The organism is Shewanella surugensis (assembly GCF_023284005.1).
In the GTDB taxonomy this organism is placed as follows: domain Bacteria; phylum Pseudomonadota; class Gammaproteobacteria; order Enterobacterales; family Shewanellaceae; genus Shewanella; species Shewanella surugensis.
This window is the reverse complement of the sequence record NZ_JAKIKS010000095.1, coordinates 1-23,924: the sequence shown is the minus strand read 5'-3', so window position 1 is coordinate 23,924 and position 23,924 is coordinate 1. Positions and strand designations below refer to the sequence as shown.

The following is a 23,924-nucleotide window of genomic DNA, read 5'->3' as shown; positions in this document are numbered from 1 at the left end:
ATCGGGATCAATTAAAACTCGGAATGTAGATAGTGCCTTGGGCACGGACTTAAGCCCTTTTAGGGCGTCACCCAAATAAGCCTCCGGCTTTGCCGGAGGTAAGTTAACTTGAAAATACAAAATAAAAAGATAATTAGCGCGATGTATAATCAAAGGAATGATTGACTCAATATTATTTTTGTTGTGTTAGCTGGGGATTGGTATCAAACGGGGCGATGACTTCTCAAGTTATCGCCCCGTTTTCAGTTTATACACTTTAGTCAAAGATGGATTTGAATATCCCTTTCAATATGAGTCATAATAGCGCCATTGGATATATGGATTGGATCGTGTCATGGTGTGGTTGGAAAGAGCAACAAAATGGATGATGTTGTGTGTCGGGTGTGCTGGGGTCTTGATTATCTATACGGGGTTCTTTTATTTTCTATTGTCGAGTGAGCTGGAAAATGTGATCCCTTGGTATGCCTTACTTTCACCTTGGATTTGTATTTATTTTGGATTAAACCATAATCAGCAAGCGTATGTTTTAAAATGGTTTGTTAGAAATCGATAACGAAGAAATATGACGTTAATCATTATTTAGTGGTATCCCATGGTGGGGGTATATTTTAAGCATAACAAGGAGGTTTTAGGGGATAGAATGAAGCAGCTTTTGAGCGCTAGGTTGGGTGTAATTATATGGCTATTGAGCTCAATGACGGGCTGCGAACGTCTCGCGCAAGTTGAAAAGGAGGTGGTACCCGAAGGAGTGCAAGTTGCTCGTTATGGCAGCTGGGAGTCTCCTTTAACAGCAGAAGATGTATATGGTTTATCAGATGATATCACCGAATTACAGTCCATTGATGACGGTATTTATTTCATTCAATCTGATGCGGCCCAACAGGGACGAAAAAGCGTCAAGAAACTCAATATTGATGGCACTGTGACTGATGTTATTAACGCGGATTTTGATGTGAGAACTAGGGTTAACGAGTACGGTGGCGCGCCCGTTTTGGGGATCGGACAAAGTTTATTTGCCAGTAAATTTAGCGATCAGCGTCTCTATCGTATTGCGCCTAATCAAGAAGCGGTGGCATTAACACCGTTAAAAACGCGCTATGCTGATTGTATTTTTCAGACCCGTGGTGCCCGTTTAATTTGTGTTCAAGAGGATCATCGTCAAACTGGGGAGCCAGTGACACGCTTGGTCGGGATCAATGTAAGCTATGCCGATAAGACAAAGACCTTGGTTAGCGGGGCAGATTTTTATTCTTCGCCTATTTTGTCTCCCGATCAAACCCATATGGCTTGGATTGCTTGGCAACATCCCAATATGCCTTGGGATAAAACAGAACTGTGGATGGCGGATGTGGATCCTAAAGGAGAAATTGTTAATCCACATCGATTGATTGCGGATTCGAAAGGCTCCATTACTCAGCCTATATTCAGTCCTGATGGCATCTTATATTTTGTGGCCGATTTTAATAATTGGTGGAACCTTTATCGCATGAATGCCAAGGGCCGTGCTGAGATTGTCTATGATCATGAGGCTGAATTTGCGGTGCCTGATTGGAAAATGGGTAATCATAATTATGCATTTGAAAGTCCAACAAGCCTGATCGCGAGCTACAGCAGTAAGGGGGTTGCCGGTTTAGTGAGAGTGAATATTGACACCGGGGTGGCTGAGCCTATTGATGTTGATTTTGCTGAAATTACTCAAGTGATCAAAGGTTTCGATGGTGTGTATTTTGTGGGTGCAAAAGAAACCCCCGAAAAAGGAATTTATAAAGTACAAGGCAGAATGGCTCAGTTAATCTATTCTCCGCCTCTTCCTGTGATGGATGACGATTATATTTCTCGTGGCGAGAGTATGAGTTTCAAAAGTGGTAATAAAAAAACCGCGTATGGCTATTTTTATCCTCCTAAGAACCCCGATTTTCGGGGTAAAGAAGGCATTCGTCCACCTTTACTCGTTATGTTGCATAGTGGGCCGACCAATAAAGCCAGCCGTGCCTTTCGTCGCGACATTCAATATTGGACCAGTCGCGGTATTGCGGTATTTGATTTAAATTATCGTGGCAGTTCTGGATTTGGCCGCCGATACCGTAACAGTTTGTATGGAAATTGGGGGAAGTATGATGCTGAAGATGCGGTGAGAGCGGCGGGTTTTTTAGTGAATAAAGGCTTAGTCGATGGCACTAAATTGAGCATTAAAGGGTTCAGAGAAGAAGGTTTATCGGCCTTATCGGCTTTGGCTTTTTATAATACCTTTAAAGCTGGGGTGATCTATTCGGGCATTAGTAACGTGGCACTGTTTGAGAAAGAAACTCATAAGTTCGAAGCCAGTTATATTAAGCATCTTGTTGGAAAAGATAATTATTATCATGATCATACTGCGTTATTTTATTTAAAGGGATTAGCCGAACCGTTATTATTTATTCAAGGTCTGAATGATATAATGATCCCAGCGGAACAATCTAAATTTATTTATAAAGAGTTAAAAGATAAAGGTGTACCTATTGCTTATATGGAGTTTAAGGGAGACTCGCCTAATCTTGTGACCATGAAGAGTAAAATTGAGATCTTGCATTCAGAACTGTCTTTTTATGGACAAGTGTTTGGCTTTACGCCTGCCGGTAATGTGACCAAACTTAAATTTGATAATGCGAAGAATTTACCACCGATGTTAGATAAGTGAGCTGAACTGGCAAGAATATTTGCACTTAATCAAGCTTTTGACTAATATTACTGTCAATTTATACAGTGATGTTAGTTTACCCTATGATTTTATATATTGCCGAGAAACCCAGCTTAGGTCGCGCGATTGCCGATGTATTACCTAAACCGCTAAAAAAAGCGGAAGGTTATATTCAAGCCGCTAATGGAGATTGTGTTTCTTGGTGTATAGGCCATTTATTAGAACAAGCTGAGCCTGATGCCTATTCTGATGAATATAAATCTTGGCGATTTGAGCATCTCCCTATTGTCCCTTCCAATTGGATACTCACTCCTAAAACAAAAATGCGTGGCCAAATAGCCATTTTAAGAGGCTTAGTTAAGAAAGCCTCTCAACTGGTTAATGCGGGCGATCCCGACAGAGAAGGACAGTTGCTGGTGGATGAATTGATTGCTCACTTAGGGGTGAAGGGCAATAAACTACAAGCTGTGCAGCGATTACTTATTAGTGATTTGAATCCCAAAGCGGTGAAGCGTGCCTTAGGGCAACTGCGCAGTAATCGAGAGTTTATTCCGTTGTCGGTATCTGCGCTGGCCCGCTCTCGTGCCGATTGGCTTTATGGTATGAATATGACGCGGGCTTATACCATTCAGGGGCGAAAAGTCGGTTATCAAGGGGTGTTATCGGTTGGGCGTGTGCAAACGCCGCTGCTTGGACTGGTGGTTCGTCGTGATGAGTCTATTGCTCACTTTGTTTCCAAGCCTTTTTACGAGGTGCAGGCGCACTTATCGACTCAAGACAAGGCTTTGTTTAATGCTAAATGGCAGCCCAGTAAAGCCTGTGAGCCTTATATGGATGCAGAAGGCAGAGTATTATCAAAGGGCTTAGCCCAGAATGTGGCCAGTCGTATTACCGGAAAAGATGGGCGGGTGGAGAGTGTTCAGTCCATTGATAAAAAGCAATCTGCGCCCTTACCTTATAATTTATCGACATTGCAAATCGATGCTGCTAAGCGCTTTAACATGAGTGCTAAGACGGTACTTGATACCTGTCAGTCTTTGTATGAAAAACATAAATTGATCACTTATCCGAGATCGGATAGTCGTTATTTGCCTAAAGATCAGCATGCCTTAGCCCCGATGGTGATCGCAGCAGTAGAAAAAGGCGCGAATGAGTTATTACAAGGGTGTGATAAGCCCAATGCCAGTCTTAAATCTAAGGCGTGGAATGATAAAAAAGTTGAGGCACATCATGCCATTATTCCGACAGAAAAGTCACCAGTATTATCGAGTTTAAGCCAATATGAACGGCACGTTTATTTACAGGTGGCACGCCAATATTTGGCGCAGTTTTATCCGCCTTATTGTTACCTTGAAACCTCTGTTGTAGTGGTGATTGAAGGGGGACATTTTAGTGCTAAAGCCAAGCAAGAAGGCGCATTAGGCTGGAAGCAATTATTTAAGCGCCCAAAAGAGAAGCAAACCGCTAGCGTTTCAGCCAATGAAGAGCAAGAGCCATTTCAAGATAAAGACGCCTCGCAATCGTATTTACCGCCATTGATGCAAGGTCAAATATTATTGTGTATGCAAGGTGAAGTGTTGGATAAACAAACTCAGGCACCAAAAGTGTTTAATGATGCCAGTTTATTGAGCGCCATGACGGGCATTAGTCGTTATGTAACCGATGTGTCTATTCGAAAAATCTTAAAAGAGACTGATGGATTAGGCACGGAAGCGACTCGGGCGGGGATCATCGAGTTATTATTTAAGCGGGGTTTTTTATCTCGTCAAGGCAAGTCCATTGTGGCAACAGAAGTGGGAAAAGGCCTGATCAATAGCTTACCTGACAGTGCGACCACGCCGGATATGACGGCGTTGTGGGAGAGTAAACTGAACAGTATTTGTCAAAAAGAGATCAGCTATAAAGCTTTTATGTTGCCTCTTATTGATAATTTACACAGTCAAGTGCATCTTGCGGGGAGTCAATTGCCAACGGCTTTACAGGGGGTGAAAAGTGCTCTGCCTTTTAAAAAAGGCAGAGCAAAATCGAAGAAGAGCAGCGCTAATCGTCGGGTGAAGAGTGCTAAGGGACGAACAACAACAGCGAAGAAGTAGCTTAAAACTCACCATATTGAGTTAACTTAATCCGACAAGCTTTGCTGCTTGTCGGTATTGTGCTTTTCGTTTATCGTTCACCTCGCTCTACTAATATTTGATGAATACGATCGGGGTAATCGCCAATGACCCCTTCGGCGCCTAAATCAAAGGCGCGTTTTATTTTATCGGTGTCGTTGACAGTCCAGACATGACTTTTGATACCTTTTTCACGTAAGAAGGTTAAAAAAGGTTTGCTTATCATGGTATAAGGAATTTGGGCTACTTCAAATTCCGCATCATAAATGGCCCCAAATCCTGTCGCCCAAGCGAGACTCAAGCCCGTTAGTTCAGTAATACTGGCACTGGTTTTTATACTACCATTGGCCAGTAAGCGAAAGTGTTTGAGCACTTTACTGTATTGACTGGCCACGACTACATTGTTATGTAAGCCATTTTGATCTAATAAGGACCACAACTTATCGGCGAGTTGTTCATCATTGACTTTCATTTCAATGCTGAGCTGGCGAAAAGGAAAATAGGCAAGGACTTCATCTAAGGCTAAGACTTCTAATCCCACGCCTCTAAAAGGATAGTGGCTACCTTCATCTTTACTGAACATGTAGCCTGCATCCATGGCTTTTATTTCAGCTAAGGTTAAGTCAGCAATGTTTTTATCATGGCCGGTTGTTTGAGTTAAATCTTTATCATGGTTGACTATAATATGACCATCTTTTGATAAGTGGACGTCCATTTCTAGCGTATCCGCTCCTTGATTCAGCGCAATTTGAAACGCCAGCCAAGAGCTTTGAGGGTAATCTCCCGATGCACCACGGTGGGCTAATATTTCATGAATAATATCCTCTTGCTCAAGTTGAGTGAGCGCGTCTTTAGCTGGGCTAACGGCTTGAACTAGGTTAGGTAATGTGGCAAAAATAAATAACACAAGTGATTTAAGCATTAAGCGTAATTGGCGCAGCATTTTATGTTTCGGTAAAGACATACTCATTCCTTTTGTTTAATGTCATTTGATCAATCAGTTAATCAATAAGCCTATTGGATGCTTAGGTCATTGGCGTGTATCAATAGAAAAGTAGACTTGGCTATGCAAGATGGCGTAAATCAGCCTTGAGTTAAATAACCTGAAATGGTTATTTTAAATAAAAAACCTAGAGATGAGATAACGGATGATGGAAGACATGAGTGACTTCTTCCATATCAGAGCTATTTAAATTTTGATATTATTTTAATCTTTTTTGATTATTTCATGGTGTTAGTGAGGAAAGTCTATTCCTTGAGTTAATTCGACAAGTGCTTCCCAGCAAGCCTCTTGATGGCTTTCTAGTAATAAATGAGGTGTGGTTTGCTTGACGAGTTTACCCACAAACTTGCCGGGCACTGAAGCATAGAATTCTCCATTGATGCTAGGGGGGAACTGAGCGACATCTAAGTAACGTTTTGCTGCAACATTCACTGGTGCGCTTTTTCGTAATAAAGGCAGTAAAAATGACATAATTAAACGGGCTCTTTTGGGTTGGTGACGTTTAGCATTGGTGCCAATGGCAATACCTGGTGAAACTGAGTTGACAGTCATAGGACTTGGCAATCTTCTTGATAATGCGGCTGCCCACCAAGAGACACATAATTTCACGAAACTATAATGGTTATTGGCGTTATATTGATAAGGTGAACTCGCTTTAGCGGCAGTGGTGATAGCAGTGGTTAGCTGACCTGAAAAATGCTCATTTGCAAATTGGGTTATATTTAATAAATGCGTACCAGGAAAATCGCCACGTGCCAATTCCGATCCGCTAATGATAATACGGGCATGCTTACTTAATAGGTTTGAATTTAAAAGTGAGGCGGTAAGTACATGATGGCCTAATAATGTTGAAGCAAATGCGGTTTCAATTCCTTGTTGGTTGTGGTTGATGTCAGTTCCGGGCCAAACACCGGCATTAAGCAATAAAAGCTCAATAGAAATTGCTTTTTCTTTGAGAATGACAGCGGCAGCTGTCACGCTATTGAGTTGAGTCATGTCGGCAGCGATAACCTCAAACACATATTTCTCGGTTTTTTGTTCGAGCAATGTTTGGGCTTGTTTTGCTTTTGTTAAGTTACGACAGAGCAGAATGATTTGTGTTGCGCCTTGCATAGCAAGCTGTGCGGCGGCTTCAAATCCTAGGCCTGAGTTTGCGCCTGTTATTAATGCAGATTGAATTGTTTGCGTGGACATATTTTACCTCTGATATTGATGGAGACAGACTCTTCCATATTTTTATATAGGGGTTAAGCTTGAATCTGAGCGATGAGAGTCGGTTGGTTGGATATAGAGTGTATGGTGATTTTTTAGTGTGGTAAATAAGGATAAGCAGGAATAATAGTTTGGTTTTTCCAAACTCTTAAGGGTGTAAAGTGGAGACTTGGTTGTGGGCGTTAAACAATGAGATTAGTTTGGGTAACTGTTTGCAATAAAATCCAGTAAAAGGCGAGTTTTAGTGGGCAGTTGTCGTGTATAGGGGTAAAGGGCAAAAATATCACCTTCGAGGAAGTGATAATGGGGTAAAACTTGTATGATATCTCCATCCAAGAGTCCTTGTTTAACTGTAAAATCAGGCAGCATGGCAATACCCATATGTTGTTGTACCAAAGCGTAGTTAGCTGTGGGAGAGTTGGTTGAATATTTAGCTTTGAGTGAAATACTTTCTTTTATTTTTTGTTGGCCATATTTTTGGATATGAAGGTTATGGCCTGTTAAGTTGATGGGACTAGGGAAGGTATTAAGTCCAATCCATCGATGATACATTAAGTCTGCTAATTGTTTTGGGATCCCTTTTTGTTCTAGGTATTGAGGGCTTGCCACTAATGTCATGTGGGTTTTGCTCAACAGGCGATATTTAAGTGATGAATCTTTGGGTTTTCCAATTCGAATGGCGAGATCGATTTGTTCTGCTACCAGATCAGTGAGGGTATTGTCATAAATAAGTTCTAGGTTGAGATCGGGATACAATAGATTAAATTGAGGTAAGATATTGGAAAGGTAATTTATTCCATAATCGAGAGTGGTAGAGACTCTGAGAGTTCCTTTCGGTTGTAAGCGCAGATTCTGAACAGATTCCTGCGCTGCTTGGGCTTGTTTAAGCATTTGTTCGCAGTGCAGTAGAAATATCTGTCCCGCTTCAGTAAGGCTGATCTGACGAGTCGAGCGATTAAACAGCCGCACGCCTAATTCTGCTTCTAATTGACTAATATGCTCACTGACAACAGATTTTCCGAGATCGAGTGAATTTGCTGCAGCGGTAAAAGAGGCTTTATTAGCGACTTGAACAAAGATCACCATTTTGCGGATATCTTTCATGAGATTTTTTATCATTTGAGCTCAGTACCTGTTTTTTACTCATCGGTTTTCATCTGTTAATGGTTTGGAATAAACAGACAATATAATCATCATACGAGATGTACGCTTGAGAAGCGAGTGCATTTGTTTGTGGTGATCTTAAAGGGCTATGTCGTTTGATCTCTGTTAAAATGTCTCGATTTATACGTTATACCCATTCTGTTCGATATGTGACCTTTCAGCGGGCGTAAAAACGCGGTCGGCAAGGCTGTTAATGGCTCCATGCATTAACCATTAGGTTGCTCGAATATACATGCTCGGCATGCTGTATAGGTGCAAGGATTACCTTTATCTATCATCCGTATTTAAAATCGATAGCTATATTCTTTGCTATTTTGGTTACTGTTGAGAAAACAGCTTTGTGGTCATTAATGTATTAACGTGCAGTTTAATTGCTTTCAGTCAGAAGGTATGAAGTAAGTGCTGTGAAACAAAGAAATACGCATATTTGTTTTATGACTAGGTGAAATATATTTAAATTATATACATAAACAACTTGGTACTATTTATATCACTATTTATTTTTTCGTTAGTTTGTTTTTTACGTTACCTTATTTGTTTCCATATTATGAACTCTTGGTTAAATATAATTAACATTTTGCCCCGTAAGTGTTGTAAAAGTGGTTTTTATGTTCTTTATTTGGGTATCTTGTTTTTATAGCATTGTTTACATTCGTTATTTTATCAATTGTAAATGATAGTGCTTTTTGGTGTTTGTTGGTTATTATTGTCTTTATTGTTAATTTGTATGGTTTTACGACTTTAGTGTCGATTCAAATGGGTCGTTATTAAATTTGAATAACTTATATTTTAGTGAGTTTTGTTCAAGTAACTTATTATTTAATAAAGTGGATTAGGTTTGATGTTTTTTTAAAGGTTAGATGGATCCAGTGAATAAGGTAGGGATGACTCTTTATTAATACACGTTTTTTATAATGTTCTCTATCTGAGTCTGTCAATATTTGACAGCGGCTCAATTTATGATGATTTTAAATAGGTATAATGATGCTAATAAGTTTTAACCGTAATGTACTTTTCCCATTGTCGATAATGATACTGTCCGCTTGTGGTGGTGATTCTACTGCTCCTGAGGCTGATCATAATGAGAGTAATGCTGCAGGTCATGCAGGAAGTGATACAGGATCGGATGATGTTGATGATCCCGTTTCAGAGAAGGATCCTATTACTGTTGTGACAGGTGATGTTGAGCGTAGTGATTTAGGTTTCGCTACGCTCACTGCGATGAGTGTTACTTTACCTGAGGCTAAGCTTAATGCAAAAGAGCAGTATCAAGTCGCGCATTATATTGGCCGCACCGATAGTGAACAAAATGAAGAGAATATCGATATTCCTATTCGCAGTTATACCGCCACTTGTGCAACAGATACACGCACTCCACGTATGTTTGTTTCTGTTTCTTTATCTGAGGGAACCCGCAGTCAAGATGCCACTTATGGTTCTGTTTATGAATTACAATATAATCCTGCGACGGAAAATTTTGAGCAAACGGGTAATGCTACTGTATTAAATCAATGTTATGAATCACATGGAATTACCGCCAGTCAAGACTGCTCTCGGATTGCCGTGCTTTGTAACACCGGTTATCAGGCGAATGCCACTGATGAGGTTGATGCCGATCTTATCGAGCAATATGGCACTGATTGGATGAAAACAGAAGATAATGAAAGTAAAATTGAATCACGTATTCAAAATGATATAGGTTTAATGGTTGCGACCAACCATAATCCTCTCATTCATTTTTTTACGGAACATTTTGATCTTACTATTCAAGATTTTTTAGCGGGACTACAAGCGAATTTTCCCGAAAATAATTTTGATAGTACAACGACCTTTAATACGATTAAAGGCAGTGAGATGGCCGAAGAGATGGCGTATATCATCAGTCAGCTGACATCGACTGATCACGCTGATTTATTAGATCATATTCGCAACAACTCTTACAAATATAACGATCAAATCTGGTTACTTGAATGGGATGGTAATCAATCTCTTTCCGATAAACCCGCAGCCTATGTCGTTAATAAAATGCACGGTGGTACCCATTTAGGCACTCAAGAACTTATCTATGTTGATGATGACAGTCAAGGAAGAAGCAGTTATGCTTTTTCAGTAACTGCAAGAGTTTTTGATGGTTATGGAAGCTCTCATTACTCTGCTGGGTTAACGGTTATCGACCGAGATAACTGGAAAATCGATGATAGCGCACGAGGTTGGTATTGGACGTGTGGTAATGGACATGTATTAAATATTCGCAGTTTTTATAATCCAGATAGAGAAACTTATGGTGCACTGTGTACCAGTGATTGGAATGATTGGATTGGCAGTAGTCACGGACAACTCGGCACCATAGCGATTAAAATGGATGTGGCCAGTAGTAGTACTGAAGGGGTTGTTAATCATTTCGTTCCTGCGACTTCCGCGATGGTGTCTAATGGGGGAGGGCATACGGTGGTACCGGTTGATTTTGATACGAACTTATCTGTTATCGTATCACCAAAATATATAGATGATGCAGATATGGAGCGGTTCTTAATCAATGAGGTGGGAGTCGATATGAGTACCTCAAGTCCATTCGATGCGCAGTGCGCTGAGTATGATACTGTTAATTGTTTCATCTCTTATATGAGTCATGAATATTGGGAAAGAAATGGACTCTACCCCACTGTTGAACGCCAAGGTTTGTATTCTGCTAATACGCTCGACACTAGCTCACTAACGCGTATTGGTATTGCAAAAGTGGATGGCGAAAGAGGGCGCATGAATGATTCGGCTTTTCATTGGGTAGTCCAAGACGATGACTGCCAAATTAGTGATCCTCAATTAATTGATTTACAAAATGGTCGTTACTTACTGGGGTATGCCAGATTTCAATGTTTATCAGATGGCTTATCGTTCGATCGCATATATAGCGATCGTGGGGCCATGAGGATGTTGGTGCCTAAAGACTTTCATGTAATGGAAATAGATAGCGATTTCAATGTTCTTGCTGGACCCATTAAACTGCCTAATCATGGTTGGGGAGGCCTTGATGAGCCAATGTTTCTCGGTAAGGGCAAAGTTGCTTGGACGTATATTAAAAACCCGACCATAGAGAGTTATGGAGGCGGTCAGCAAAATGAATGGGAAGTGATGGTTTACCATTCAAATAGCGTGGCTAATTAAGTATTAAAGTCGATCTGCTATGGCGTTGTTTAGTTAATCATAAGGCTGCTTTAATCAGCAGTCTATTTTACGTCATTTTATTGTCTATAAAATGAACGCAGAGCATGGTGACTGTTTTTGGTCATGGATTTTATTACAGTATGCGATCATTACCTCCACTGGCTTATTTTTAGGACAGTAGATCATAGGCACTTTTTTCGATGTGTTTTGAGTTAGTTATATTCGAGGTAGTTTGTTTAGTGGTGTTCATTGCTTGCTGGGAGGATAGGAGTGGTGATAATTATTAGGCATCAATACTTATTTTCCCTCTTCTATCTTCATTCCTTAATACAATATCACTATAGCATTATTTTAAACCGATGATATCTCAGGCTGTGTCTTGCTGCTTATTTTCTCTAACGATCAGCACTTTCAATAGGGTCAGTATACAACTCTTTTAGACCCGTTTGTCTGAATGTGTCAAATCCAACAACTTTACATTTTATCATATTAAAAGCAGGCTGAATTTTTCAATGATATGCCTCCATTGCGGCACGTTTTTTGCCCACTTTGACATTCGAATGTTCAACGGGCTTAGGTACATATCACGGGTATATTATTCTGAGTTACCTGTAACCGATTAAGTTAGAGTTTAACTGGCGATGTTTTACATTGGGGCAGTGAATGGTTGGCGGCTATAATTCAATCACCTTTTCATTGTGAAATCGTTATGAAGATAGTCTGATTATATTGGTGGGATTACTGTAACTGAGTGAATTTATTGTATTTTAAGTTTTTATTGAACCATGTTGTGAGCATTTTTTAATGTTTACAGCCGTTTTACACTTTAGAGGATTAACTTTTTATAACCCTATATTATTAACAAGTATTTATACACTTAACATTAACAAGTAATGACAGGATAGAGGATGATTAATCAGCGTTAAATTTATCTTAAGTACCTATAACATACAATTAGTAAAAATAATAAATACATATAGTTTAAAATAAAAACAAAAGAAACTGTTTATATCATTATATTTAATGAAACAACCCATTTATCACGGCTATAAAGTCGTCACTTATATTCTCATTACGATTAATTCTAATTCTTGTCAATAGGCTGTATATATTTATTTATTACCTCTTATTTTTATTATAAATAAATATTAATTAAGTGAGAGGAAAAGTGTACTGAATATAAACAGGAATGGTTTGCATTTTAATCAGCTAATAGAACGTAATTGTTATAATAAGTGAAGCAATAAGGTTTTATTAAGGTTTTCATAAGTTTTTTTTGTGACAATGGATTGTTTAGGTTAATTAATTAACTCATTAAGGGTGAAAATTAGGATAACTATACTTAAGTGAAAAAGAGATGTAAGTATTTACACATCTTTACACATGCTTTTGTATTGCTTGTGACTTTGGTTATCACATTGTTTTTATTAGTTTAAATAAGTTAACCTCAGGTGTTTACCTGATATAAAAAGATGAGCTGATTTTATTTAATTAACGCCAACAAAAAACATACAAAGGTAAATTGATCACGAAATAGACTGATGTCGCTATACCTGTGCCCGAAAAATAATAAAAACATAATCTGCAGATAAGCCATTAATATTTTTATAAAAGAGAAAGTGAAAATGCCGTTAGTGATTGAAAAAACGCAATGTAATACCGCTGAAGTAAATGCTCAAGTTGCATTAACAAGTAACCTATCTAATGATATTGAGTGTGATGTTAATCAGGTGTTCACACAGAATAGCGATATGTTTTGTGATACACAAAAAGAAAGGATCACTCAACTGTTGACTAATATAATCGAATCAAAAGAAAATCATCAATCAGCTCTTTTTTCACGTACTAAGATGGAAAACTGTCGTGAAGCACTACAGCACTTTATTCAACTCAAAAACCTTAGCCAAGAGCATCATCATCACAGGTTCGATGCAAGCATTAATAACCATTCTAATGGTTCTACTTTGACGCTTTCTATATTTGATCAAAAGAATCAATCCTGTGTTGAACTCAATCTTGACTATAACAACCTTCTTGATGAAGATGTCTCTGACTTATGCTTTGATACCACAAAGGCAACGCCTCAGACAAAAATATTACTAGAAAGCTTTAATCGTTCAATCCGCTCTTCATCGACTAGTGAGCCTGTTTTTATGTTAGATGAGATCAACCTCTCTGGCATTGGCGGCAATAATCGTCATCAGTTATCAATAAGCCAACTCGATATTTCCGGTATCCAAGTTGGAGTGCAGAACGTTAATTTATCATCACTCAACCTTTCTAATATCAACTCTCAAAGTTCATTGGAAGCGTTACAAATTCACGATGATGCGATTTTTAATCTTCAACGAGCCTTAGGTGATTTTAAGGGCAATGAACGCTCTGTATTTTATTTGAGGGATGCGCTGTCGTCATTGAATGAAAATGAAAATTCGGTTAATGATTTAAATCAGGCGCTAAATAAACTAGAGGAAAGTGATGACTCTATTTTTTCATTAACTCAAGCCTTAGCTAAACTAGACAATGATGGTAGTGTTGTCTTTAATTTAAAAGCCGCGATGGATCAATTAGATCCAACGAATATTTCTATTATCGAATTAGATAATAAATTGAGCCAAATGACTGCTTTTAATGCCCATATGGCACCGGGAGACATGTTAATGTCAACTAAAAGGCCAAGTGGCAACATTGAACAGTATGCGCAATTTCTAAAAGAGCAAGAAATAGGAACCCTGATCTCCATTGGCGCGAATGAAAGTAAAACGTTACCCGCAACTCTTGCAAAATCTGGAATTAATCATATTAATGATACACAGTTTCATATTGATGATTTTTTAGGTGATGGCGAATTACCCGCCAGTAAGTTGAAAGATATTACGGATAAAATTAATGCACTTGAAGAGCAGGGTATTAAAGTCGCTATTCACTGTGGGGCTGGTGATGGCCGCTCAGGTGTCGTTAAAAGTGCCTATGTATTAAGTAAACAAATGTCCAATTTAGCGAGCACGGTGACAGACACTATTAATACACATTACCATGGCACAAAAACATTAACGGTCTCTAAAGTGGTATGCGATGCCGTTCGCTCGGTAAGAGCTCAAGGTCATGAGTTAGCCGTCGAGCGACCAGAAGATGTGAATGCATTGCAAACCTTTTATTTATCACTTGTGAGCAGTCAATAGAAGGTGATCTTTCGTTAGCAGTTGATAGCCAGTGGGTTATTAATATTACTACAACGATGTTCTGGGTATACTCCTAGAGCATCATTTTAGTTTTTAAGCTTATTTTCTGTAAACAGACGAATATTTTTATCCTAGCCTTTAGATTAGATCAATGCGTGTATCTTCCATTATAGTGTTATTTAACCTACTGAAACCTAGGGTTTAGTCTTGCAGCTGATATTGCCGAAGTTATCTTTTTGGCAATGGTAACCGCATTTTATATCGCTCATATTCTGTATACATTGTTGATTCGCTTTTTGCGCGCAGGTCCATTTCCCTGCAAATGTCTTACAGTCATAGCCACAGATCTGTTGATTAAATTGATCATGGCATTCATATTTTTTATGGGCAGTTGAGGTGGTGATGTTCACACTGGGGGGCTGATTGGCTAAGACGAACTGATAGCCTTGGCGGTATGCTTGATTGATTTTATCGGGCGTGGTTGGACATCCTGCGGCATAACTGGGTTGCATATCTTGATCATGACGGGCGTCATTCACACCTTGGCTATAGGCTGTTTGCGTATTGCAATGTTGGGCTATCCAATCTTGTTGCATTTGGGCACAACCGGATAATAAAATAAGGGTGATGAATGTAAAGTAGCGCATAGTGTTCCTATTTTTTAATTTTTTAATTCTTTAATTCTTTAATAAGGCTAGCAGGATTATAAAAAAGCGGAAATGATTACGGCGACAATACCGCCAGTGGTACCGATAATGGTTTCCATTAGGGTCCATGTTTGTAAGGTTTGTTTTTCGGTTAAGCCTAAGTAACGATTGGCCAGCCAAAAGCCTGAATCATTGACATGGGAGAGCACCACCGAGCCGCCACCAATGGCGATAGTGATGGCGGCGAGCTGTGCGCCGTTAAGCCCCAGAGGCGTAATTATAGGAATAATTAAGCCACAAGCGGTCAGCATGGCTACAGTGGCTGAGCCTTGAATGACTCTTACCGCAGCGGCCAAGATGAAGGCGAGAATCACGATGGGTAGTCCCGATCCTGCGAGCTGGTTACCTAACGCTGCCCCAACGCCGGAATCGATAAGCACTTGTTTGAAGATCCCCCCTGCTCCAGTGACCAAAATGATGATCCCTGCGGGTTGTAAGGCGCTACTGCAGATCTCCATAATGCGATCGCGGGATATGCCTCGCTTTGTGCCTAAAAAGTGAAAGGCCATCAAGCAAGCGACCATGATGGCGGTAAAGGGATGACCAATGAAAGCGATCCAGTGTTGTAATGATGAGTTTGGAGCGACAAAACGAGCGCCGAATGTGTTAAGTCCAATCATCAGTAGAGGTAGGCCAATTAACCCCATCGCCAACAAAAAACTCGGTGTACCTTCACCTTCACGGCTTATATCGCCTAATGGATTATTTTTAGCCGGCTCTTTGTTTAACCTATTATTATTGAAGGGGTCTTTATTGAGCTTATTACTGTTTAACTCATTATTGTTTAATTGGGTTTGCTGAGGAAGTTCAACATGAACCCTTTTAGCAATGAAGGACCCAAACAAGGGGCCGCCTAAAATCATGGCGGGGATCGATGCCAGTAATCCAAATAAAATCATATAGCCAAAATCGGCATTTAATTGGGAGGCGACAAGAATAGGCCCTGGCGCAGGAATAAGGAAGGCTTGGCAACTTGCAATACCCGCCAGTAAAGCCATGCCCATTTTAACTAAACTACTATTGCTTCGGCGTACGACGGCAAAGGCGACGCCAATGAGCAATACGACTGCGACATCGAAAAACAGGGGTAAGGCGCAAATAAAACCCGTAAAGGTCAGTGCCCAATTGGCGTTTTTAGTGCCAAACTGATCCAATAAAGTGTGAGCAATGCGATCGAGAGCGCCGGTGACTTCCATGACTTTTCCAAACATGGCCCCAAGTGCCACAACGACGGCAACAAAACCTAAGGTGCCGCCCATGCCTTTTTGAATAGTGGCGGCAATGTTTTCAGGACTCATCCCTGAAAATATACCGGCGATCATAGAGACTAAAATCAGTGCGACGACCGCGTGTAAACGCGTTTTCATCACTAAGAAAAGTAATAAGAGTATGGAACCTACTGCAGTTAGGATCAGTAATGCGTCAGACATATTGCTTCCTTTAAGGCGTTGTTTTTGATAAACCCATTTTTGAGTCTGTCATTTTAAAATGGGGATCTAAGGTTATTTTTTATGTTATCGAGACAAGAGTATAGAGTCATTTATGCTTGACTATGGGCTCACTCACGTCGTAATGTTACCGGTAACATTACGACGTGAGTGATAAAATGTCTATAAAAAAATCAACCTGGATTAAGGAAAGCAATGACAATCATTAAGCGTCATCATGGGGGCTGTATTATTATTATGGGGGTATCTAGTACGGGAAAATCCACTATTGGCGAAGCCTTATCACAGGCAATCAATGCAAAGTTCATTGACGGTGATGATTTACACCCGAGGGCGAATATTCTTAAAATGGCATCAGGTGGATCGCTTAATGACAGCGATCGTCAGCCTTGGTTAGTACGTGTGAGTGATGCCGCTTTTAGCTTAGCGCATAAAAGTGAACGGGGGGTGATTGTGTGTTCAGCGTTAAAAAAACAATATCGAGACATTATACGTGAAGGCAATCAAAACGTTATTTTTTTGCATTTACATGGCTCATTTGAACTGATCACTGAGAGAATGAATGCGCGTCAACATCATTTTATGCCTGTTAAATTACTTCAAAGTCAGTTTGATACATTAGAAGTCCCAACGCCTGATGAGCGGGATGTTGTTAGCATTAGTATCAACGGGACGTTTGATCAGGTGTTGGCACGTTGCCTGAGTGCCGTTAGATCGTTATAACATGAGCTTAAACGGTATTGGTTAAATGCTCTCGCCACAGTCGATTGTAAATCCTAAATCAATTTTTTGTTGGCAGGGAATATTGTCATGTATGTCACCATTAAGCCGAGCCAGTAGCGCTTGAGCGGCTATTTGGCCTATTTTTTCTCTTGGGGTGATGACGCTGGCGAGCTTTGGCACGATAGATTGACCAATATCATGGCCGTGAAACCCAGCAATTGCCATTTCTTGTGGAATGTTAATACCTTGACGCTGGCATTCAAATATGGCACCAACGGCAAGATCATCATTGGTGCAAAAAATAGCGTCTGTCTGTGGATATTGACGTAAGGTTTGTTGTAATAAATGTGCGCCTAAGGAAAATGAAGAGGCGACGGGTGTCGAGATGTTAATAGGACTGAGTTGGTGTAGCTTCATCGCTTTCTCATAACCTTGATATTTCAATTGAGTGCGTTTATCTAAGCGTGCGCCGAGATAAACGATATGCTGATAGCCTTTGTTGATGAGGGTCTCCGTCATTTTATGAGCAGCCAAAATATTATCAAAACCGACAGCTTGTTCTATGCAAGTTGAACTCGTATCCATCATTTCGATCACGGGCACACCTGCAGTTTGGATCATTTTTAGGGTGCGTTGATTATGCATAGTATCCGATAGAAGCAGGCCATCCACATTATAAGAGAGCAGAGAAGCGATGCGTTTTTCTTCTATATCAGGGCAATAGCCATAGTGTGCGAGCATGGTTTGATAACCTGCACCTTCGGTAATGCTCTCTATGCCTCGGATCACTTCTGCAAAGACTTGGTTGGTTAAAGAAGGCACCAATATCCCGATAGCTTGGCTTTTAGCATTCGATAGCATAGTTGGCGCTCGGTTATTAATATAACCTAAGCTATCGATAGCCAGTGCGAGTTTTTCTTGGATAGGTTTAGAGACTTGTTGTGGATCGCGAAGGTAGCGGCTTACTGTCATCTTAGTGACGCCAACAAGATTAGCGACATCTTGTAGGCTCGGTCTTCTTTTCTTATTCATGAAAGGCTATTAGGACATTGATTAGCCATTACCATAGCAGGGTCTTGTTATGCTTTATAGATGTAGAGGCATTATTTCGTTATTTATACCCGTGATACTTGAAGATGCAGGATTCAGCTGGAATTAACAGCCTTGTAGGCAAGGTCGTTAATCGCTCCTGCATTAATGACATTCCCGTCATCCATGACGGTCTTCTTGAGCAGATGACCTAGTGATTCTAAGTTAATGCTCAACAACGCAGCATAAAAGGCTTATCTTTTTACATACAAGAGGCCAGCCTATTAGGAGCCATTAGAACCAACCACTTTTGTGTTGCATACTTTTAAAAGGTGCCTACATTCCTGCAATCATGCGCCTTAAATTGATTGGTTTTACTGGCTCTGAAAACATGCATCTGAAGTATCACGGGTATAGATCGATTAATAGCTGAGTCCAAAACCATATGGGTAGGCGATATTGCCTAACTCTCCTTGGTCATTCTGTTCATGTATGGTGACGGGCAATCGACCGACTGGCGCATACAGTCCCATAATGACATCGACAATGGCAGGCATTGAGAGGCTTCTTAAGCCACCATTAGCATAACCGTAATAATTATATGAAGCTAAGACCGCTTGAGCCACATCATCGAAATGGACCACATCATAAGGTGCTCTTAAGCTGAGTAGAATGGTTTGTTTACCTTGTTTTGTTGCTTCTTCAAGGGCATAGCGGGCAAATTGTTGATCAGAAATTTGTGCGTCTTGGGAGTTGATTTTATTTTGTTTTATGTTTGAAGAGGCCGCGGTGTAAGGGATATCTTCATTAAACACCAATGAACCTATAATGTTCATGGGGGCTTTCTTGTTGATCATCACATTATTGGGTTGGGTGGTATCATCGAGATCACCATTTTTTTCAACTGGGCTAGGGGCATTTGACAAGGTGGCAACGATAATCGTATCGGCATTATCGATATTCTTTTTTTCATTTTTCCAGCTTGTGTTACTCAATTTTTGATGACTAACGTGTTCAATGCCCAATTCATTAAAGCGGCGCTGCATGGCTTCACCTTGTTCATCCCAAGGAGTCAAAATATGGATATGTCCGAGTTGACTTTCTGAGCGTAAGGGCAGTAACTTAACATTTTTGATGAGGGTAATCGATTTTTGAGTGATGTCTTGTTCAATGGCTTTATGCTGCTCTGAACCGATAATGGCTTTCGCTATAATGATTTTATCTTCAATGTCGGTGGTTTTTGTTTGATGAAGAATATTATGTTTGAATTTTGTCTTTAAAATTCGTAACACTGATTGATCAATATCATTCATATTGATATCGCCATTGAGTATGGCATATTCGACATTATCGATGAGCGTTTGCAGTTGCTGACTCCCGCTAGCGGTGCGGATGTTGATGGGCATGAGGGCTATATCGACACCCGCTTGAAACGTTTTAATCACCGCATCGGAGGGGGTAAAGAACTCACTGATGCCTTTCATGTCTAGTGCATCTGTGATGGTTAGGCCTGTGAAGCCCATTTCGTCCCGTAAAATATCTTGTTGTATTTTACGGGACAAGGTTGCTGGCACGATCATACTTTCTTGTGTTTTAGAGGTGATAACGGTGCTGTTATCTAAACAGGGGTATTGAATATGGGCCGTCATTATCATATCTGGCGCATATCCTTGGGTAATGGCTTGGCGGTAGGGTTCAAGATCGTATTGATAGGCTTCTTGTTTGGTTCGTTTGACGATGGGTAAACCAAAATGAGAATCGACATCGGTGTCACCGTGGCCTGGAAAGTGTTTAAACGTTGCAATGACATGGCTGTCACTCATCCCGCTGGCCATTTGACCGCCTAAAAGGCTAACCATGTGTGGTTTTTCACCGAATGCACGTCCGTTGATAACCGGGTTTAATGAGTTAGTTTGTACATCAACGACAGGCGAAAAGTTAACGTTTACCCCTACGGCTTTGACCTCTTCGGCTAACACTTGGCCGACTTCATAGGCAAGATTATTATTATGTTGGGATAAATAAGCCGCGCCCAAGGCCATATTGCCGGGCATATTGGTTGAATGTAGACGTGATAGACGGACAACATTATCGCCTTCTTGATCTAGGGTAATCAATAAGCCTAGTGTTTGATTGTTATTAACAGAGGCTTGTAGATCATGGATAAAACGTGTGGTTTGAGCGGTATCAACTAAGTTGTTTGAGAATAAAATAACGCCGCCGATAGGATAGTCTTGTATGATCTGAGTAACATTGTTATTAATATGGGTAAGGCTTTTTGTACAGTCTGGTTGAGCGTCTGTACACCAGTACCTGAAGTCTAAAATGATTTTTTGGGCTATTTTTTCTGTGAGTGACATGTTGGAGAGTAGGCTTATTGCCTTGAGTTCATTATCGTCAAAGTTAGATTGTGCTTCTTTGTTACAACCTTGAATGAAAAAGGTGACTGTGGATAGCAGTAATAACTGTTTAATGTTTAGCACGGTATTGCCTTTTATCAATCATCTTAATCAGGAGACTCTAACTAGGGATGCTATCAGAATAGACTGGGTCATTATTTGGATTTTAAATGCTAGTTTTTATTCTGTTAATTCAATATTACTAATTAGTAACTGAATGTTGGCTGAACAAAACAAGCTAGAGGTTATGATTGAGATCGAGGTGATGCTTTGCTCTTTTTTGAGGGGGGAAGGGTATAAATGAAGTTGTGCTGCACCATGATAAGTACTTAAGTAAAAGTTTTCAAAGGTTGAATTTAGCCCTTTAGCAAGCAGGAACTCAAGTGTTATCAGGTAATCGGCTATTTGGGGAGCTTGAAAATCAAACAGAATGCCGGATAACTTGACCTCAGGCACTTATTGCCCTATTGCCTTCGGGTAATCTTTTTGTATTCGTCATTACGGGAGTTCGGATCTTAATGTGCACTATCTTGAAAAATAGTGTTAGCGTGTGTGTATTAATTGTATTGTCATTCTCAGATTTAAACCGAGAGTCTGTTTATTTTCGCTGAAAGTGATTATGATGCAGTATCTCATTTTATTGCTAAAGGTCATTTATGGAGCAAGTTGCTGCTATTGATTTTTATATTAACGGATTAAGAAAAAATCAAACGTCTTCAATATCATCAGATGTGAGTTATGGCATTTGTGCCATACAGCCTGCATCGACAGTGATGAAGGAGAGGGAAGAAATGTCAATCCATACTTTACGATCCTTGAGTGATTATTGGCAAGACATGACGTGGGAGGTAGCGATTGATGAAATCGAGCGTTTTAGTCAGCTTATTGTACTTAATCCGGGGCCGTTAGCATTTTATGACGATCTGATTGAATTATTGACAGAGCATTTGTCCATACACGAGAAGCAAATGGCATTATGGTGGGCGCATAAAATGGTGATTGCTTGCTGTGGTCGAACGCATTTATACATTGATATAGGCTTTGAAGCGAGAGAAAAGATGACGATATTATTTAATCGATATTTTCCGACACTCGCGAAGAAGAATATCGATAATAAAATGCGATGGAAAAAATTTCTTTATCGCCAATTTTGTTTAGCAGCCCAGCTTCCTTTATGCCCCACAGCTTCGTGTTCTGAATGTCCATCTTATCAAGAATGCTACTCCGGCAGTTGATGGATCCTTCTTCGTTGTTTGGTCTGTCATTTGAGTGAGGGGTTATCGAAGTCTGTCTGTTTATTAAAGAGGAACACAATATATTTATTAGCAATAGCTAATTGATATATTTGCGATTAACTTGTTCATGAGACTTTACAGTTTGACGTGGTTCATTTGATTTTATTTTGATTATTAATTGCACTTTATGACCAGCTTGATACATTAAATGTGAGCTATATCACATAAAGGATAATGAAAATGGATAATCAAGCAGTAGAACAGTGTCGAGCTGTTTACCTCACCGCTGAAGATTTACGAGTCGCCGCCTCTATTCTTTATAATGCTTACCATAGTGATCCTTTATTTTTGGATGCACTGAAAACAGGCGAGCAAGCCCAGTATGAAAAGAAGTTAAGGGGCGCGATCCGTGAGGAACTCAATGAATTGTGGCAACAAGAACAAGCATTGATAGGGTTGTTTGATGGTGCGAGACTGATTGGTGTGGCTTGTATTGCGACTCAGCAAGTTCCATTGGGGGAAGCCAGATATTGGCATTGGCGTTTAAAGATGCTCTTAAGTACGGGTTGGCAATCGACCCAAGCATTGATGAAAAAAGAGAGTAAAATCATTGATAATTTGCCCAGTAAAGATTGTGGGATTTTGCAATTTATTGCTATTGCACCTCTTGAGCAAGGGAAGGGCTATGGGCACACATTAGTACAAGCGGTTCTGAGTTGGTGTGATGAGCAACCTGAGCTCGATGGCATAGGGTTATTTGCGAGTCGTTTATCTGATATTCAACTTTTTAATCAGCATGACTTTGAAAAACGTACCGAATTAATGATAGGTAATGTATCAGGTGAATTACTCTTTTATTCGTCAGTCAAAGAATATTAATTGCTGATGTTAGGCTCCTTGTGTATTAGGGGTTGCTGACTGACCTTTGATGATTAGATTTTATGAGATATAAAAGTGCGTTAATCACGGAGTAGGGTATGTCGTCTCGTTATTCTAAGCCAATAGTATACAACAAAGATAAAACCTATCGTTTACAGTAAAAAGTAGCCGAATTCCTCTTATAGCAATGAGTGCTGTATCTGTGGCTCTTTTCTACTGTGTTATCGTCAATATTGAAATCATGCTTTCTGGAGGATTTAATTAGCATTACGCATTTTTTTTGCCGCTTCTGATAGAGAATGAAAATCTAATATTTGTTTGGCTTTCTTTACTCCTCGGTAAGAAATATAGCTAAAGTAAGGGCGAATGAAGTGCCCAAAAAGCAAATTGATGAGAAAGTGATCAAATGCGTAAAATAAAGTGCGAGTGAAATAGGTCTGCTGATTTTTGGATTCGAAATCATAACGGACATAACCTCTCATTCCAAAAAGAAAAGGGCTTTCACCATAAACTAGAAAGTAGTGGGGGGCATCGTTGATTTGAGGTGTCCAAGTGATCTTGTTTTTTACGCCTAAGACTTGGGTATGCTCACTCACTGGAGGATGTTCTACTGAAAGTGGTTTTTGTAGATAGGGTTCAGTTTTTAATGACCAAGGATAGAATAAAATGGGCCAGTGGCTAGGATTAGTGACATAATCATAGACTTGATTAATCGGGGCATTAATTAATACACTTTTTTTAATGGACGCCATAAACACCTCTTAAATACGCTTTATGGGTCACAGTACATTTAAATTCAGCATACTTAACATGATGAAATGCTTTGCGACGACTTTCAACTGTTATGTATTAGTATAGCTTATTCACCCTCGAGCTCAATATTGTTCCTGATTACCGACAAGTCTCAGCCATAAGCTACTAAAACTGAACTATAGTTAAAGTAAGGCTTTGAGTGGATAAATGGTTATGGCTAAAAGTAAAGTTCAACACCAG

The 23,924-nt window shown here is 39.9% G+C and carries 16 protein-coding genes; 8 read left to right on the top strand and 8 right to left on the bottom strand.

From position 1 onward, the window contains the following. The first annotated feature begins 334 nt into the window (after positions 1-334). From L2764_RS19380 to L2764_RS19370, 3 genes are all read left to right on the top strand, one after another. Entirely contained in the window at positions 335-553 is a 219-nt protein-coding gene (locus tag L2764_RS19380) for a hypothetical protein (RefSeq protein ID WP_248942008.1), read from the top strand. A gap of 87 nt (positions 554-640) precedes the next feature. Next, a complete protein-coding gene (locus L2764_RS19375; protein ID WP_248942007.1) occupies positions 641-2,677 on the top strand; it encodes a S9 family peptidase in 2,037 nt (678 codons plus the stop codon). A gap of 83 nt (positions 2,678-2,760) precedes the next feature. Continuing rightward, entirely contained in the window at positions 2,761-4,770 is a 2,010-nt protein-coding gene (locus tag L2764_RS19370; protein WP_248942006.1) for a DNA topoisomerase III, read from the top strand. Positions 4,771-4,840: 70 nt separating this feature from the next. On the opposite strand, the gene L2764_RS19365 is transcribed toward L2764_RS19370, so the two are convergent. The 3 genes from L2764_RS19365 to L2764_RS19355 form a co-directional block, all read right to left on the bottom strand. Further along, positions 4,841-5,752 carry a glycerophosphodiester phosphodiesterase family protein gene (locus L2764_RS19365; protein WP_248942005.1) on the bottom strand — a complete coding sequence of 304 codons (912 nt, stop codon included), beginning with the start codon at positions 5,750-5,752 and terminating at the stop codon, positions 4,841-4,843. Between the two features lie 270 nt (positions 5,753-6,022). Continuing rightward, a complete protein-coding gene (locus L2764_RS19360; RefSeq protein WP_248942004.1) occupies positions 6,023-6,985 on the bottom strand; it encodes an SDR family NAD(P)-dependent oxidoreductase in 963 nt (320 codons plus the stop codon). Positions 6,986-7,198: 213 nt separating this feature from the next. Continuing rightward, positions 7,199-8,122: a LysR family transcriptional regulator gene (locus L2764_RS19355; RefSeq protein WP_248942003.1), complete on the bottom strand. Its 924-nt coding sequence runs from the start codon at positions 8,120-8,122 to the stop codon at positions 7,199-7,201. A 1,026-nt stretch (positions 8,123-9,148) separates the two neighbouring features. Between L2764_RS19355 and L2764_RS19350 the strand changes: the two genes are divergently transcribed. Next, entirely contained in the window at positions 9,149-11,329 is a 2,181-nt protein-coding gene (locus tag L2764_RS19350) for a hypothetical protein (RefSeq protein WP_248942002.1), read from the top strand. A gap of 1,625 nt (positions 11,330-12,954) precedes the next feature. Continuing rightward, positions 12,955-14,511 carry a dual specificity protein phosphatase family protein gene (locus tag L2764_RS19345; RefSeq protein WP_248942001.1) on the top strand — a complete coding sequence of 519 codons (1,557 nt, stop codon included), beginning with the start codon at positions 12,955-12,957 and terminating at the stop codon, positions 14,509-14,511. A 194-nt stretch (positions 14,512-14,705) separates the two neighbouring features. Here L2764_RS19345 and L2764_RS19340 read toward each other — a convergent pair whose 3' ends face one another. Further along, positions 14,706-15,158, bottom strand: coding sequence for a hypothetical protein (locus tag L2764_RS19340; RefSeq protein ID WP_248942000.1), 453 nt, complete (start codon positions 15,156-15,158; stop codon positions 14,706-14,708). Between the two features lie 56 nt (positions 15,159-15,214). Continuing rightward, entirely contained in the window at positions 15,215-16,648 is a 1,434-nt protein-coding gene (locus L2764_RS19335; RefSeq protein WP_248941999.1) for a gluconate transporter, read from the bottom strand. Between the two features lie 213 nt (positions 16,649-16,861). Here L2764_RS19335 and L2764_RS19330 point away from each other — a divergent pair, with 213 nt between their 5' ends. Then, positions 16,862-17,389, top strand: coding sequence for a gluconokinase (locus L2764_RS19330; protein ID WP_248941998.1), 528 nt, complete (start codon positions 16,862-16,864; stop codon positions 17,387-17,389). A 21-nt stretch (positions 17,390-17,410) separates the two neighbouring features. Here L2764_RS19330 and gntR read toward each other — a convergent pair whose 3' ends face one another. Together gntR and L2764_RS19320 are read right to left on the bottom strand one after the other, a co-directional pair. Continuing rightward, positions 17,411-18,421 carry a gluconate operon transcriptional repressor GntR gene (gene gntR / locus L2764_RS19325; RefSeq protein WP_248941997.1) on the bottom strand — a complete coding sequence of 337 codons (1,011 nt, stop codon included), beginning with the start codon at positions 18,419-18,421 and terminating at the stop codon, positions 17,411-17,413. Between the two features lie 419 nt (positions 18,422-18,840). Next, positions 18,841-20,901, bottom strand: a complete 2,061-nt coding sequence (locus L2764_RS19320; RefSeq protein WP_248941996.1) for a glycoside hydrolase family 3 protein — start codon at positions 20,899-20,901, stop codon at positions 18,841-18,843. A 572-nt stretch (positions 20,902-21,473) separates the two neighbouring features. On the opposite strand from L2764_RS19320, the gene L2764_RS19315 reads away from it, so the two are divergent. Together L2764_RS19315 and L2764_RS19310 are read left to right on the top strand one after the other, a co-directional pair. After that, on the top strand, positions 21,474-22,052 hold the full coding sequence (locus tag L2764_RS19315; RefSeq protein WP_248941995.1) for a nitrogen fixation protein NifQ: 579 nt from the start codon (positions 21,474-21,476) through the stop codon (positions 22,050-22,052). A 240-nt stretch (positions 22,053-22,292) separates the two neighbouring features. Next, the gene (locus L2764_RS19310; protein ID WP_248941994.1) at positions 22,293-22,931 is read left to right on the top strand and encodes a GNAT family N-acetyltransferase; all 639 of its coding nucleotides are present in this window, start codon (positions 22,293-22,295) and stop codon (positions 22,929-22,931) included. Positions 22,932-23,188: 257 nt separating this feature from the next. Here the strand turns inward: L2764_RS19310 and L2764_RS19305 are convergent, their stop codons facing one another. Then, positions 23,189-23,683 (bottom strand): SRPBCC family protein, encoded by a 495-nt coding sequence (locus L2764_RS19305; protein ID WP_248941993.1) that lies wholly within the window; start codon positions 23,681-23,683, stop codon positions 23,189-23,191. Positions 23,684-23,924: the final 241 nt, after the last annotated feature.

Bases quoted from the DNA above. Each gene is read 5' to 3' on its own strand.
- L2764_RS19380 (WP_248942008.1), top strand. From the start codon at position 335: ATGGTGTGGTTGGAAAGAGCAACAAAATGGATGATGTTGTGTGTCGGG.
- L2764_RS19375 (WP_248942007.1), top strand. From the start codon at position 641: ATGAAGCAGCTTTTGAGCGCTAGGTTGGGTGTAATTATATGGCTATTG.
- L2764_RS19370 (WP_248942006.1), top strand. From the start codon at position 2,761: ATGATTTTATATATTGCCGAGAAACCCAGCTTAGGTCGCGCGATTGCC.
- L2764_RS19365 (WP_248942005.1), bottom strand. From the start codon at position 5,752: ATGTCTTTACCGAAACATAAAATGCTGCGCCAATTACGCTTAATGCTT.
- L2764_RS19360 (WP_248942004.1), bottom strand. From the start codon at position 6,985: ATGTCCACGCAAACAATTCAATCTGCATTAATAACAGGCGCAAACTCA.
- L2764_RS19355 (WP_248942003.1), bottom strand. From the start codon at position 8,122: ATGATAAAAAATCTCATGAAAGATATCCGCAAAATGGTGATCTTTGTT.
- L2764_RS19350 (WP_248942002.1), top strand. From the start codon at position 9,149: ATGATGCTAATAAGTTTTAACCGTAATGTACTTTTCCCATTGTCGATA.
- L2764_RS19345 (WP_248942001.1), top strand. From the start codon at position 12,955: ATGCCGTTAGTGATTGAAAAAACGCAATGTAATACCGCTGAAGTAAAT.
- L2764_RS19340 (WP_248942000.1), bottom strand. From the start codon at position 15,158: ATGCGCTACTTTACATTCATCACCCTTATTTTATTATCCGGTTGTGCC.
- L2764_RS19335 (WP_248941999.1), bottom strand. From the start codon at position 16,648: ATGTCTGACGCATTACTGATCCTAACTGCAGTAGGTTCCATACTCTTA.
- L2764_RS19330 (WP_248941998.1), top strand. From the start codon at position 16,862: ATGACAATCATTAAGCGTCATCATGGGGGCTGTATTATTATTATGGGG.
- gntR (WP_248941997.1), bottom strand. From the start codon at position 18,421: ATGAATAAGAAAAGAAGACCGAGCCTACAAGATGTCGCTAATCTTGTT.
- L2764_RS19315 (WP_248941995.1), top strand. From the start codon at position 21,474: ATGGAGCAAGTTGCTGCTATTGATTTTTATATTAACGGATTAAGAAAA.
- L2764_RS19310 (WP_248941994.1), top strand. From the start codon at position 22,293: ATGGATAATCAAGCAGTAGAACAGTGTCGAGCTGTTTACCTCACCGCT.
- L2764_RS19305 (WP_248941993.1), bottom strand. From the start codon at position 23,683: ATGGCGTCCATTAAAAAAAGTGTATTAATTAATGCCCCGATTAATCAA.